The organism is Pseudomonas sp. Z3-6 (assembly GCF_051131985.1).
In the GTDB taxonomy this organism is placed as follows: domain Bacteria; phylum Pseudomonadota; class Gammaproteobacteria; order Pseudomonadales; family Pseudomonadaceae; genus Aquipseudomonas; species Aquipseudomonas zanjanensis.
In genome coordinates this window covers 6295318-6309521 of the sequence record NZ_CP071644.1, presented here as the reverse complement: position 1 = coordinate 6309521, position 14204 = coordinate 6295318, and the positions used below count along the sequence as shown (strand labels likewise).

Annotated in this window: 13 protein-coding genes; 8 read left to right on the top strand and 5 right to left on the bottom strand. The window is 62.1% G+C overall.

All coding sequences use genetic code 11. The annotated features are described in order from the left end of the window. The first annotated feature begins 128 nt into the window (after window positions 1–128). From amaB to J3P88_RS27240, 8 genes are all read left to right on the top strand, one after another. Window positions 129–1619 carry an L-piperidine-6-carboxylate dehydrogenase gene (gene amaB / locus J3P88_RS27275; RefSeq protein WP_434572719.1) on the top strand — a complete coding sequence of 497 codons (1491 nt, stop codon included), beginning with the start codon at window positions 129–131 and terminating at the stop codon, window positions 1617–1619. 158 nt (window positions 1620–1777) lie between these two features. Then, window positions 1778–3061 (top strand): L-pipecolate oxidase, encoded by a 1284-nt coding sequence (amaA, locus tag J3P88_RS27270; protein ID WP_434572717.1) that lies wholly within the window; start codon window positions 1778–1780, stop codon window positions 3059–3061. 370 nt (window positions 3062–3431) lie between these two features. Then, window positions 3432–4568: a branched-chain amino acid ABC transporter substrate-binding protein gene (locus tag J3P88_RS27265; protein WP_186707826.1), complete on the top strand. Its 1137-nt coding sequence runs from the start codon at window positions 3432–3434 to the stop codon at window positions 4566–4568. Window positions 4569–4821: 253 nt separating this feature from the next. Further along, entirely contained in the window at window positions 4822–5736 is a 915-nt protein-coding gene (locus J3P88_RS27260; protein WP_053117953.1) for an ABC transporter permease subunit, read from the top strand. A 2-nt stretch (window positions 5737–5738) separates the two neighbouring features. Next, window positions 5739–7019, top strand: a complete 1281-nt coding sequence (livM, locus tag J3P88_RS27255) for a high-affinity branched-chain amino acid ABC transporter permease LivM (protein ID WP_186707824.1) — start codon at window positions 5739–5741, stop codon at window positions 7017–7019. Continuing rightward, window positions 7016–7888, top strand: a complete 873-nt coding sequence (locus J3P88_RS27250; protein ID WP_434572714.1) for an ABC transporter ATP-binding protein — start codon at window positions 7016–7018, stop codon at window positions 7886–7888. Before livM ends, J3P88_RS27250 begins: the two co-directional genes overlap by 4 nt. After that, entirely contained in the window at window positions 7885–8601 is a 717-nt protein-coding gene (locus J3P88_RS27245; RefSeq protein ID WP_018606262.1) for an ABC transporter ATP-binding protein, read from the top strand. Before J3P88_RS27250 ends, J3P88_RS27245 begins: the two co-directional genes overlap by 4 nt. 852 nt (window positions 8602–9453) lie before the next feature. Next, window positions 9454–10218 carry an SDR family oxidoreductase gene (locus tag J3P88_RS27240; RefSeq protein ID WP_186707822.1) on the top strand — a complete coding sequence of 255 codons (765 nt, stop codon included), beginning with the start codon at window positions 9454–9456 and terminating at the stop codon, window positions 10216–10218. A 137-nt stretch (window positions 10219–10355) separates the two neighbouring features. Here J3P88_RS27240 and J3P88_RS27235 read toward each other — a convergent pair whose 3' ends face one another. From J3P88_RS27235 to ureE, 5 genes are all read right to left on the bottom strand, one after another. Then, window positions 10356–11489: an AGE family epimerase/isomerase gene (locus tag J3P88_RS27235; RefSeq protein ID WP_434572711.1), complete on the bottom strand. Its 1134-nt coding sequence runs from the start codon at window positions 11487–11489 to the stop codon at window positions 10356–10358. A 232-nt stretch (window positions 11490–11721) separates the two neighbouring features. Next, a complete protein-coding gene (locus J3P88_RS27230; RefSeq protein ID WP_434572709.1) occupies window positions 11722–12294 on the bottom strand; it encodes a HupE/UreJ family protein in 573 nt (190 codons plus the stop codon). A 30-nt stretch (window positions 12295–12324) separates the two neighbouring features. Continuing rightward, window positions 12325–12939, bottom strand: coding sequence for an urease accessory protein UreG (gene ureG / locus J3P88_RS27225; RefSeq protein WP_060739393.1), 615 nt, complete (start codon window positions 12937–12939; stop codon window positions 12325–12327). Window positions 12940–12948: 9 nt separating this feature from the next. Beyond that, entirely contained in the window at window positions 12949–13623 is a 675-nt protein-coding gene (locus J3P88_RS27220; protein WP_434572707.1) for an urease accessory protein UreF, read from the bottom strand. After that, window positions 13620–14120 (bottom strand): urease accessory protein UreE, encoded by a 501-nt coding sequence (ureE, locus tag J3P88_RS27215; protein ID WP_057448286.1) that lies wholly within the window; start codon window positions 14118–14120, stop codon window positions 13620–13622. Before ureE ends, J3P88_RS27220 begins: the two co-directional genes overlap by 4 nt. Window positions 14121–14204: the final 84 nt, after the last annotated feature.

Here is a 14204-nt window from a genome sequence, read left to right as displayed (position 1 = left end):
ATAAACGGAATGATATCTCGCTTAATGGTCGTTTGTTGGCAAGACTCGAGCCAGCTAAAACTAGAGGCCTGAGCAGAGGGTAATTGCCCGCCTGCCAATCTTTTATCGCTCGTTTAGAGGAGTTACCCATGGTTGCTGCATTGCTTGATCGTCTGGGCGTCAATCCGGCCTTGTACCAGGGCGGCGCACAGCCGGTGCATTCGCCTATCGATGGCAGTCGTATCGGTGCCGTGAACTGGGAAGGCGCCGCTGAGGTCGAGCAGCAGGTCAGCCGTGCCGAGCATGCCTTCGACCTGTGGCGCAAGGTGCCGGCCCCGCGTCGCGGCGAGCTGGTGCGTCAATTCGGCGATCTGTTGCGTGAATACAAGGCCGATCTCGGCGAACTGGTGTCCTGGGAAGCCGGCAAGATCACCCAGGAAGGCCTGGGTGAAGTGCAAGAGATGATCGATATCTGCGACTTCGCCGTCGGCCTGTCCCGCCAGTTGTACGGTTTGACCATCGCCTCCGAACGCCCGGGCCACCACATGCGTGAATCCTGGCATCCGCTGGGCGTGGTCGGGGTGATCAGTGCCTTCAACTTCCCCGTCGCGGTCTGGGCCTGGAACACCACGCTGGCCCTGGTCTGCGGCAACTCGGTGATCTGGAAACCCTCGGAAAAGACTCCGCTCACCGCCCTGGCGTGCCAGGCGCTGTTCGAGCGCGTGCTGGAGAACTTCAGCGACGCGCCACCGTACCTGAGCCAGGTGATCATCGGCGGCCGCGATGCCGGTGAAGCCCTGGTGGATGACCCGCGCGTGGCGTTGATCAGCGCCACCGGCAGCACCCGCATGGGCCGTGAAGTGGCGCCGAAAGTCGCTGCGCGTTTCGCCCGCAGCATCCTGGAGCTGGGCGGCAACAACGCCATGATCCTGGCGCCGAGCGCCGACCTGGACATGGCCGTGCGCGCCATCCTGTTCAGCGCCGTCGGCACCGCCGGCCAGCGTTGCACCACCCTGCGTCGCCTGATTGCCCATGAGTCGGTGAAGGAAGAGATCGTCACCCGCCTCAAGGCCGCCTATTCGAAAGTGCGCATTGGCCATCCGCTGGAAGGCAACCTGGTCGGGCCGCTGATCGACAAGCACAGCTTCGAGGGCATGCAGGACGCGCTGGAGCAGGCCTTGAGCGAAGGCGGTCGTGTGTTTGGTGGCAAGCGCCAGCTTGAAGACCAATTCCCGAATGCCTATTACGTCTCGCCGGCCATCGTCGAGATGCCCGAGCAGAGTGATGTGGTGCGCCATGAAACCTTCGCGCCGATCCTGTATGTGGTCGGCTACAAGGACTTTGCCGAGGCCCTGCACTTGAACAATGCCGTGCCCCAAGGCCTGTCGTCCTGCATCTTCACCACCGACGTGCGTGAAGCCGAGCAGTTCATGTCGGCCGTGGGCAGCGACTGTGGCATCGCCAACGTCAACATCGGCCCGAGCGGCGCGGAAATCGGCGGCGCGTTCGGCGGCGAAAAAGAAACCGGCGGCGGTCGCGAATCCGGCTCCGACGCCTGGCGCGGCTACATGCGCCGCCAGACCAACACCGTGAATTACTCGCTGGAGTTGCCGTTGGCGCAGGGGATTACCTTCGATTAAGGCTTGAGCCAAGCGGTGATCCCATGTGGGAGCGGGCTTGCTCGCGAAAGCGGACTGTCACTCAACATTAGTGTCGACAGGCCCACTGCCTTCGCGAGCAAGCCCGCTCCCACAAATGGAATGGTGTAGTGGTTAGGTTTCTTTTTTGGAGTCTGGCAATGCCGTTACGCGAAGAATGTCTGTGGGAAAAACTGACGCCGCAAAGGCCTGAAAACACGGCGCTCACCGGTGAAATCACGGTGGATGTCTGTGTGATCGGCGCAGGCTTCACCGGGCTGTCGGCGGCGGTGCACTTGCTCGAACAAGGCAAGCGCGTGGCTGTGCTGGAAGCCCATCGGGCCGGGCAGGGCGGGTCGGGACGCAACGTCGGCCTGGTGAACGCCGGGCTGTGGATCCCGCCGGATGACATCGAGGCCGGGTTCGGCGAGGCGGTGGGCAGCCAGCTCAACCGCATGCTGGGGGCTGCGCCAGCCTTGGTGTTCAGTCTCATCGATAAATACAGCATCGATTGCCAGTTGCGTCGCGAAGGCACCCTGCACATGGCCCATAACGCCCGGGGCGAGGCCGACCTGCGCAGTCGCGAAGCACAATGGAAACGCCGTGGCGCCCCGGTGGAGTTGCTCACCGGCCAGGCCTGCGCGGAGGCGACCGGCACCTCGAAAATCGCTGCGGCATTACTCGACCGCCGCGCCGGCACGCTCAACCCGATGGCCTACACCAGCGGGTTGGCCAAGGCCGCAACGGACCTGGGCGGCCAGTTGTTCGACCATTCCCCGGTGACCCGCCTGGAACGCCAAGGCCAGCGCTGGTCGGTGCAAACCGCCCAGGGTTCGGTGCTGGCCGAGCAGGTGGTGATTGCCTCCAACGCCTACACCGAGGGCGACTGGACCGAGCTGCGGCGCAATTTTTTCCCTGGCTATTACTATCAGGTCGCCTCGGTCCCGCTGACCGACGAGGCCGCCCGCCGCATCCTGCCAGGCGGCCAGGGTTCGTGGGATACCCGCCAGGTGCTGAGCAGCATCCGCCGGGACAAGGACGGCCGCTTGCTGCTGGGCAGCCTGGGCAACGGCAACCGCAAGCCGACCTGGTTCCTCAAGGCCTGGGCCGACCGAGTACAGCAACACTATTTTCCTTATCTCAAGCCGGTGGAGTGGGAATGCACCTGGACCGGTTGCATCGCCTTCACCCCCGATCATCTGATGCGCCTGTTCGAGCCGGCCCCCGGGCTGGTGGCCGTGACCGGCTACAACGGCCGAGGCGTGACCACCGGTACGGTGGTCGGCAAGGCGTTCGCCGATTACCTCTGCCATGGTAACGCCCAGGCCCTGCCGATCCCGTTCGCGCCCATGCAGCCACTGGCCGGGGTGGGGTTGCGCAGTTGCCTGTATGAGGCCGGTTTTTCGCTGTATCACGCGGGCCAGTGCCTGCGGATCGTCATTTGAGTGTTGAAAATTGTTGCTGGAACCCGCGTTTTCCGGCGTAGCGTCTAGCCTGTTATGGTGCGGCTTGTAGCAGTCGCGCACCGACAGTGTGCAGTTCGGTGACGTGGGTTGTTACACAGTGGTTGCACGCCGTTTCGTGTGATGGTTGCAATGATGGCTCACGGAGGGTTTCACCCATTTAAATAAAAGGTTGCACCTCGTGCGGTTTAGACGGTTGCACGCCCCATGAAAAAGGGCTCGAAACAGTCGAAATAACAATAAAGCAGCGACTTTTTTCAGAATAAAAAACCGATGGCACGGCCCTTGCTCTGAGCTTTTCAGTGAAATGAAGTCGCAGTGCCAACTAAAAAAAACCTTGGAGCACCACCTCATGTCCCAGACGTTTTACAAGAAAGGTTTCCTGGCCCTCGCAGTGGCAGCTGCATTGGGTGTTTCTGCGTTTGCTCAAGCTGATGTGAAATTTGGTGTGGCGGGGCCGATGACCGGCGCCAACGCTGCATTTGGCGAGCAGTACATGAAGGGTGCGCAGGCAGCGGCCGATGTCATCAACAAAGCAGGTGGCGTCAATGGCGAGAAGATCGTACTGGTTGCCGGCGACGATGCTTGCGAGCCCAAGCAGGCCGTGGCCGTGGCCAACCGCTTGGTTGACCAGGACAAGGTGATCGGCGTGGTCGGGCACTTCTGCTCGTCCAACACCATCCCGGCCTCCGAGGTCTACGACGAAGCCGGCATCATCGCCATCACCCCCGGCTCGACCAACCCGGCCGTGACCGAGCGCGGCCTCAGCGCGATGTTCCGCATGTGCGGTCGTGACGACCAGCAGGGCATCGTGGCCGGCGACTACATCGTCGACGTGCTCAAGGGCAAGAAAGTCGTTGTCCTGCATGACAAGGACACCTATGGCCAAGGCCTGGCGGATGCCACCAAGGCACAACTGATCAAGCGCGGCGTGACCCCGGTGCTGTACGAAGGCCTGACCCGTGGCGAGAAAGACTTCAGCGCCGTGGTCACCAAGATCCGTGGGGCTGGCGCCGACGTGGTCTACTTCGGTGGCCTGCACCCAGAAGCCGGCCCGCTGGTTCGCCAGTTGCGTGAGCAAGGCCTCAAGGATGTGAAGTTCATGTCCGATGACGGCATCGTTACCGACGAACTGGTCACCACCGCTGGCGGCGCGCAATACGTCGATGGCGTGTACATGACCTTCGGCGCCGACCCGCGCCTGCTGCCAGACAGCAAGGTCGTGGTCGAGGAGTTCCGCAAGAATGGCACCGAGCCTGAAGGCTACACCCTGTACGCCTACGCTTCGGTCCAGGCCCTGGCCGCCGGCTTCAACGGCGCCAAGTCCAACAAAGGCGAGGATGCGGCCAAGTGGCTCAAGGCCAACCCTGTCCAGACCGTGATGGGCAAGAAGGAGTGGGACACCAAGGGCGATCTGAAAGTCTCCGACTACGTGGTCTACCAGTGGGACAAGGACGGCAAATACCACCAGTTGGAAAAACAGAAGTAATTTGAAGGGATGACTAGCCTGTGGCGAGGGAGCTTGCTCCCGCTGGGGCGCGTAGCGGCCCCAAAAAGGGGACTGCTGCGCAGTCCAGCGGGAGCAAGCTCCCTCGCCACGGAGACTGTGTTCACCCTGTCCTGATTGGCATTAGCCAAAGGCCCGTCTGTTTTTTTCTACGAGCCGCACATCCTTTGGCGCTGGGCTTCGAACCCGTCGTCGCGTCCCCGGGATGTGCTGTCTCACTGCGTGAGATTGCGTTATGGATGGTATTTTCCTGCAGCAACTGATCAATGGCCTGACCCTCGGGTCGGTCTATGGTCTGATCGCCATAGGCTACACAATGGTCTACGGCATCATCGGCATGATCAACTTCGCCCATGGCGAGGTTTACATGATTTCCGCTTACCTCGCGGCAATCAGTCTGGCTCTGCTGGCTTACTTCGGTATTGAATCCTTTCCGCTAATGATCCTTGGCACCCTCGTGTTCACGGTCGTGGTCACCGGCGTATACGGCTGGGTCATCGAACGCGTCGCCTACAAACCCCTGCGCAACTCCACCCGGCTGGCACCGCTGATCAGTGCCATCGGCATCTCGCTGATCTTGCAGAACTATGCACAAATCAGCCAGGGCGCCCGCCAACAAGGGATCCCGACGCTGCTCGAAGGCGCCATGCGCGTCGACATCGGCAGCGGTTTCGTCCAGCTCACCTACACCAAGATTTTCATCCTGGTCGCTGCGTTCGCCGGGATGGCCGCGCTGACCTACATCATCAAATACACCAAGCTCGGGCGCATGTGCCGCGCCACCCAGCAAGACCGCAAGATGGCCTCGATCCTGGGGATCAACACCGACCGGGTGATTTCCTACGTTTTCATCATCGGTGCAGCCATGGCGGCCCTGGCCGGCGTGCTGATCACCATGAACTACGGCACGTTCGACTTCTATGCCGGCTTCATCATCGGCATCAAGGCGTTCACCGCAGCGGTACTCGGCGGCATTGGCTCCCTGCCTGGGGCGATGCTCGGCGGGATCATCCTCGGGATCTCCGAGTCGCTGTTCTCCGGTCTGATCAACTCTGACTACAAAGACGTGTTCAGTTTCTCGCTGCTGGTGCTGATCCTGATCTTCCGTCCCCAAGGCCTGCTGGGTCGCCCACTCGTGGCGAAGGTATAAGTATGTCTGCTGCCAATAAACCGCTTGATATCAAACAGAGCGTCATCGACGCGATCCTGGCCGGCCTGATCTCGCTGATCGTGTTCGGGCCGATTGTCGGCGTGGTGCTCGACGGCTACAGCTTCAACCTTCAACCGGCCCGGGTCGGCTGGTTGGTGGCGATCGTGATGATCGGCCGTTTTGCCTTGAGCCTGTTCCTGCAAACCCCCAAGGGACTGAAGATTCTCCAGGGCTTCGAAAGCACCGGCTCCGGCGTGCATGTGCTGCCGCCGGACTACAAGTCGCGCCTGCGCTGGATCATCCCGGCGCTGATCGTGATTGCCATCGTGTTTCCGTTCTTCGCCAACAAATACGTGCTCACCGTGGTCATTCTCGGCCTGATCTACGTGTTGCTGGGCCTGGGCCTGAACATCGTGGTCGGCCTGGCGGGGCTGCTCGACCTGGGTTACGTGGCGTTCTATGCCATCGGTGCCTATGGCCTGGCGCTGGGCTACCAATACCTGGGGCTGGGTTTCTGGACCGTATTGCCGCTGGCGGCCATCGCGGCGGCGATGGCGGGGTGCATATTGGGATTCCCGGTGTTACGAATGCACGGTGACTACCTGGCCATCGTGACCCTGGGGTTCGGTGAGATCATCCGGTTGGTGCTGAACAACTGGCTGTCGTTCACTGGCGGGCCGAATGGCATGCCCGTGCCGTCGCCAACCTTTTTCGGCCTGGAGTTCGGCCGGCGAGCGAAAGATGGCGGGGTGCCGTTCCATGAGTTCTTCGGCCTCGACTACAACCCCAACATCAAATTCCTGTTCATCTACATCGTGCTGTTCATCACGGTATTGCTGGTGCTCTACATCAAGCATCGCCTGACCCGCATGCCGGTCGGACGTGCCTGGGAAGCCCTGCGCGAGGATGAGATCGCCTGCCGCTCCATGGGCCTGAACCATGTGCTGGTCAAGCTCTCGGCCTTCACCATCGGCGCGTCCACGGCTGGCCTGGCCGGGGTGTTCTTCGCCAGTTACCAGGGCTTCGTCAACCCATCGTCGTTCACCTTCTTCGAGTCGGCGTTGATCCTGGCGATCGTGGTGCTGGGCGGCATGGGGTCGACGGTCGGCGTGGTGATTGCCGCCTTCGTGCTCACCGTGGCGCCGGAGCTTTTGCGCAGTTTCTCTGAATACCGGGTGCTGCTGTTCGGCGTACTGATGGTGTTGATGATGATCTGGCGCCCGCGCGGCTTGATCCGTATCAGCCGTACCGGTGTGACGCCGCGCAAGGGGGTAGCGCCATGAGCGAAGTCGTACTCAAAGTTGAAAACCTGATGATGCAGTTCGGTGGCATCAAGGCCCTCAGCGATGTCAGCCTGCAGGTCAAGCGCAACTCGATCTTCGCGCTAATCGGCCCCAACGGTGCGGGCAAGACCACGGTGTTCAACTGCCTGACCGGTTTCTACAAGGCTTCGGGCGGCAAGATTGAACTCAACGTGCGCGGCGAGCAGACCAACGTCATCAAGTTGTTGGGCGAAGCGTTCCGCCCGACCGACTTCGTCTCGCCGAAATCCTTCGCCAGCCGGCTGTACTACAAGATGTTCGGCGGCACCCACCTGGTGAACCGCGCCGGCCTGGCGCGTACCTTCCAGAACATTCGTTTGTTCAAGGAAATGTCGGTGCTGGAAAACCTGCTGGTGGCCCAGCACATGTGGATCAACCGCAGCCTGGTGGCGGGCATCCTCAACACCAAGGGCTATCGCAAGGCCGAAAGCGACGCCCTGGACCATGCGTTCTATTGGCTGGAAGTGGTGGACCTGGTGGATTGCGCCAACCGTCTGGCGGGCGAGCTTTCCTACGGCCAGCAACGCCGCCTGGAAATCGCCAGGGCCATGTGCACGCGCCCACAGATCATCTGCCTCGACGAACCGGCCGCCGGCCTCAACCCTCAGGAAACCGAAGCGCTGAGCGCGATGATCCGGCTGCTGCGCGATGAGCATGATCTGACCGTGGTGCTGATCGAACACGACATGGGCATGGTAATGAGCATTTCCGACCACATCGTGGTGCTGGACCACGGCAACGTGATCGCCGAGGGTGGTCCCGAGGCGATTCGCAACGATCCGAAGGTGATCGCGGCCTACCTGGGTGCCGACGAAGAGGAACTGGTATGAGTGGACCTATCCTCGAACTCAAGGAGTTGGACGTGTTCTACGGGCCGATCCAGGCCCTGAAGAAAGTCTCGATGCACATTGGCGAAGGCGAGACCGTGAGCTTGATCGGCTCCAACGGTGCCGGCAAGTCCACGCTGTTGATGTCGATCTTTGGCCAGCCCCGCGCGGCGGGTGGGCAGATCATCTACCAGGGCGTGGACATCACCCACAAGTCCTCCCACTACATCGCCTCCAACGGCATCGCGCAGTCGCCAGAAGGGCGGCGGGTTTTCCCCGACATGACGGTCGAGGAAAACCTGCTGATGGGCACCATTCCCATCGGTGACAAATACGCCAGCGAAGACATGCAACGCATGTTCGAGCTGTTCCCGCGGCTCAAGGAGCGCCGCAACCAGCGGGCCATGACCATGTCCGGCGGCGAGCAGCAAATGCTCGCCATCGCCCGGGCATTGATGAGCCGGCCGAAGTTGTTGTTGCTCGATGAGCCGAGCCTGGGGTTGGCGCCGATCGTGGTGAAACAGATCTTCGCCACCCTGCGTGAACTGGCCTCCACCGGGATGACCATTTTCCTAGTGGAACAGAACGCCAACCACGCCCTCAGGCTGTCGGACCGGGCTTATGTGATGGTCAATGGTGAAATCCGCCTGACCGGCACCGGCAAGGAACTGCTCGCCAACGAAGAGGTGCGCAACGCGTACCTGGGTGGGCATTGAGGCGGTTGAAGCAATGAAAAAAACCGGCGAGTGAATCGCCGGTTTTTTTATCTCTCCCAAACACCACCATCCCTCTGTGGGAGCGGGCTTGCTCGCGAAAGCGGTGGATCAGACATATTGATGTCGACTGACACGCCGCCTTCGCGAGCAAGCCCGCTCCCACAGGGGGAATTTGTATGGTTTCAGGAATTGTGGACAACAATCCTGAGCCCCTGCGAAACCGCGACATAAAGTCGCCGCAAACAGTTGTTTTGTCACGGTTTTGACTTGTCCCCGTTTGCTGTGGAACTGGCTGTGGGTAACGTGGGAGTAGCTGGCTGAAAGCCTTTGATTACGTGGCTTGCAGGGCTGTGATCGTTTTTTGATCAGGCGTTTTCGGTCAAGCGTGAGCGGCAGTTGTCAACAGTTTTGTGAGCACTGGAATGGGCCCGGAAGTCTATCGGTAATCCTGTGGATAAGTCTGTGATTAAACTCTGGAAAGACCGCGCTGAGGGCCGTGGTTACTGGCTTGGAGCCATCGCCTCTGGGGCGCTGACTTATAGCAGATAACTTGCGTTGCACAACCTGAGTTGCAGGGTCAAGCGAAAAAATTTTCCAAATACCCCGCAAAGCCTTATGCACAGCGGCCTGTGGGGTTTGCACTTGCCCCCGATTACTGTGGACGTGCCTGTGGATAAGGTGCGGGCAACCGGCTGCGGGCCTTGCTGGGCAAGGTCTGGCGCGGATTGGTTGTTTTATGAGCAGATGTGGGCCAAAAGCACGTGTGCAAACCTTGCCCCCGACGTATCAGGCCGGGCATGCTGTGGGCCGATTCCATTCAACGGCTTTTGAAGTTCCAACAAGGAGAACACGATGTCTGACACTCTGTTTATCACCGGCGCGACATCCGGTTTTGGTGAAGCCTGTGCCCGACGTTTTGCCGAGGCCGGTTGGAAACTGGTGCTGACCGGTCGTCGTGAAGAACGCCTCAATGCCCTTTGTGCCGAGCTGTCGAAGCAGACCGAAGTCCATGGCCTGGTCCTGGACGTACGCGATCGCAAGGCCATGGAAGAGGCCATCGCCAACCTGCCGCCGTCCTTCGCCACGTTGCGCGGGCTGATCAACAACGCCGGCCTGGCCCTGGGCGTCGACCCGGCGCCCAAGTGCGACCTCGATGACTGGGACACCATGGTCGACACCAACGTCAAAGGGCTGATCTACAGCACCCGCCTGCTGTTGCCGCGCCTGATCGCCCACGGCCGTGGCGCCGGGATCGTCAACCTGGGTTCCATTGCCGGCAACTACCCGTATCCGGGCAGCCATGTGTATGGCGCGAGCAAGGCGTTCGTCAAACAGTTCTCCCTGAACCTGCGTTGCGACCTGCAAGGCACGGGCGTGCGAGTGAGCAACATCGAGCCGGGCCTGTGCGAAAGCGAATTCTCCCTGGTGCGCTTCGGTGGCGACCAGGCGCGTTACAACGCGACCTATGCCGGCGCCGAGCCGATCCAGCCACAAGACATCGCCGACACGATTTTCTGGGTGCTCAACACGCCGGCGCACATCAACATCAACAGCCTGGAGCTGATGCCGGTGAGCCAGACCTGGGCTGGGTTTGCGATTGAGCGTAACAAGGCCTGACCGCTGACGTACTTGAGCTGGAAATGTTGAGCCCTTGTGGCGAGGGAGCTTGCTCCCGCTCGGCTGCGAAGCAGTCGTAAGCTTTTTAGGGCCGCTGCGCGGCCCAGCGGGAGCAAGCTCCCTCGCCACAGTGGGGGTCAAGCCAGATAATCGGCCAGCCCGCGATAGCAGGTCAGCAGGTGATACGGCGTGGTGGACGGCATGTCCCGGCGGCTGACAATGCCGTCGGCGTCGAGGCATTCGTTCCAGCCTTTGCCATGCAGGAATTGTTGCCGCAACGCCTGTAGTTGATGTAGCAATGCCCCCTGATTGTCCGGGCGCAAAGTCAGCGCCCGCAGGTATTCCGCCTGGGCCCAGATGCGTTGGGTGGCATCCCGTGGGCCTGCTTGTGTGTCCACCGCCAGCATCGCGCACACCGCGCCGGAATCCGGATCGACGCCGCGTTGTTCGGTATGGCCGAAGCTGCGCTCCAGGGCGGTGTGCAACTTGCCGTTGCGCAACAGCGGCGATGAGGCCAGCAAGTAATACCATTCGAACTGGTGGCCCGGCTCGAACCAGTTATCCACAGCCTTGAGCGGTTTTTCCATCATGACCCGCTGCTGCGGATCGATGAAGTGCTTGGCCATCCCGTCGCACAAGTCCAGCAACGCCTGGCGGACGTTGGCATCTTCGCGGACCGAGAGGGTGGCGAGAAACGCTTCGGCCAGGTGCATCAACGGGTTTTGCAAAGGGCCGGAACCCGTCGTCGACCAATCGCGCTTGAGGCTGGCTTCGTAGAGACCGTCGACGCTGGCAAAGCGCCGGGCGATGACTTCCAGGCTCGCGTTGAGCACCGATTCCACCAGCGGTTCGCGGACCTTGCCCCAGTAATGGGCGCAGGCGAACAGGATAAACGCGTGGGTATAGAGGTCCTTGCCGGTGTCCAGCGGCGCGCCTCGCGGGTCGATGCTGTAGAACCAGCCGCCATGTTCGGCATCGTGGAAATGACGCTGGAGCGAGCGGAACAGTGCGCTGGCCCGTTCCTCGGCCTGGGGCACTTCGCCAATCAGGCTCGCAAACACATACAGTTGTCGCGCACAGGCCATGGCCCGGTAGCGCTGGGGCGGCAGCGGCGCATGTTCGGCATCCAGGGATTCATAGGGCAGCGCCAGTTCGGCATTCCAGCCCGGGCCTTGCCACATCGGCACGATCACGTCGTGAAAATGCTGCCGCACTGTTGCGAACAGGGCGGTCAATTCAGGCGGGGGAGCGGGGCGGGAAGCATCAGGCATGGGCGGACGTCGTCACGGCTTGGGGGCGATTGCGCGACATGGTAGCAGAGTGGCAGGCCTGGGGAGATGGGGTGGCTATCAGGCCGCCTTCGCGAGCAAGCCCGCTCCCACAGGGTACGGTGTACAGCGATCAAGCTGCGGGAGCAGGCTCACTCCCACAGGAGGCGGCGTACACCGACCTAACTGTGGGAGCGGGCTTGCTCGCGAAGGCGTCTTCGAAGGCGCTAAAGAATCAACCCGCCAACAACCACACCCCAGCCCCCGCCGAAGCTGCTCCAGCCAACCGAACCAATGGCGTCGCCGCGCGTGGCAGCACCCGCACCAGTGCAAACCCGGCGCCATGCAGCGCCGCCGTGGCTGCGACGAAGCCCACCGCATAGGCCCACGGGCTCGACATGTCCGGCAGTTCCAAGCCATGGGCCACACCGTGGAACAGTGCAAACAACGCCGTCGCGCCAACCGCCAGGCTCAACGGTGGACGTACCGCCAGTGCCACCGCCAGGCCCAGGGCCAACACCGAGGCGGCGATCCCGCTTTCCAGCGCCGGCAGGTTCAGGCCTTCAAAGCCCAGCAGGCCGCCCAGCAGCATCGTACCCACGAAGGTGCAGGGCAGCGCCCAGCGCGCGGCGCCTTGTTGTTGTGCGGCCCACAAGCCGACCGCCAGCATCGCCAGCAAATGGTCGAGCCCGCCGATGGGGTGGCCGAGGCCGGCGATCAGGCCATTGTCGCCGTGGCCGGGGTGGGCGAAGGCCAGGGCCGGGGTCAGCAGCAGGGCAAGAGCACCGAAGAGGCGTTTGAAGGTCATGGATAAGCTTCCTTGTGGTCAGTCGGAAAATCAGGCGGCGCTCAGCAGACCCTGGCGCTCGATGAAGGCGATGATGTCGTCCAGGCCCTGGCCGGTCTTCTGGTTGCTGAACACGAAGGGCTTGCCGTTGCGCATCCGCCGGGTGTCGCTGTCCATCATCTCCAGGGACGCGCCCACCAGCGGCGCCAGGTCGATCTTGTTGATCACCAGCAGGTCGGATTTGCAAATGCCCGGCCCGCCCTTGCGCGGCAGCTTGTCCCCGGCGGAAACGTCGATCACATAGATCGTCAGGTCCGACAGCTCCGGGCTGAAGGTCGCCGACAGGTTGTCGCCGCCCGACTCCACCAGAATCAGGTCCAAGCCCGGAAAGCGCCGGTTCAACTGGTCCACCGCCTCGAGGTTGATCGAGGCATCTTCGCGAATCGCCGTGTGCGGGCAGCCGCCGGTTTCCACGCCGATGATCCGCTCCGGCGCCAGGGCTTCGTTGCGCACCAGGAAGTCGGCGTCTTCGCGGGTGTAGATGTCGTTGGTGACCACCGCCAGGTTGTAGCGTTCACGTAGAGCCAGGCACAGGGCCAGGGTCAGGGCGGTCTTGCCGGAGCCCACCGGGCCGCCGATACCGACGCGCAGAGGTTGTGTGTTCATGTGTGTCTCCTAGGAACGGAACAGACGGCTGTACTGGCGCTCATGGGCCATGCACGCCAGGGACAGGCCAAACGCGGCGCTGCCGTAATGGTCGGGGTCGATGTTCGAGGCGTCGTGCTGGGCCTGTTGCAACAGCGGCAGCAGTTCGCTGGTCAGGCGCTGGGCCGCTTGCTGGCCCAGGGGCAGGGTTTTCATCAGCACCGCCAGTTGGTTTTCCAGCCAGCTCCACAGCCAGGCGGCGAGGGCATCCTGGGGGGCGATCTGCCAGGCGCGGGCGGCCAGGGCCCAGCCCAGTGCCAGGTGCGGTTCGCTGTGCTGTTCGAGAAAGCCTCGCGCGGCGCGGTCGAGTTCCGGCAGGCCCGCGAGCAATTGTTGCAACGAGTAGCCCATCTGCCGGCTCTCCTGGTACAGCTCGCGGGTTTCCCGGCTGGCGCGGTGCTCTTCACAGCGTTGCCGCAGCGTGTCCCAATCGTTAGCGGCGGCTGCGGTGCAGTGTGCCAGCAGCAGGGGCGCTTCGAAGCGTGCCAGGTTCAACAGCAATTGGTCGCTGATCCAGCGCCGCGCATCGTCGGGTTTTTTCACCTGGCCGTTGTCCACCGCCATTTCCAGACCCTGGGAGTAGCTGTAGCCGCCAATCGGCAACTGCGGGCTGGCCAGACGCAGCAGCGCCCAGGCCGGGTTCATGTGCGCACGCCAAATTGATGCAGGCGCGGCGCGTAGTTGAAGTCTTCGTCGCCGTGCCGGGAATGATGATGGCCGCCGCCATAGGCGCCGTGTTCCGGCTGGAACGGGGCTTCGATGGCTTCGGCGCGGGCGCCCAGTTGTTCGAGCATCGCCTTGAGCACGTAATCGTCCAGCAGGCGCAACCAGCCATCGCCCACTTGCAGGGCCACGTGGCGATTGCCCAGGTGGTAGGCGGCGCGGGTCAGTTCGAAGGCATTGGCGCAGGTGACATGCAGCAATTGTTCGGCGCGGGCGCAAACGCGCACGATGCGCCCATCTTCGGCCTGCAGGCACTCACCGTCGTACAGCGGCGGCTGGCCTCGCTCCAGGAACAACCCGACGTCTTCACCTTCGGCACTGAAACAGCGCAGACGGCTTTTGCTGCGGGCGTCGAAGGTCAGGTGCAGCTCTGCGTCCCAGCGCGGTTGAGTGTCGATTCTGCGGTGAATCACCAGCATCGGAGTGCTTCCAGCAATGAACGGTGCTGTGTTTAGAGCAAGGGGCTTGCCAATCGAAGGGGGTGTAGGAAATATCTGGGGATG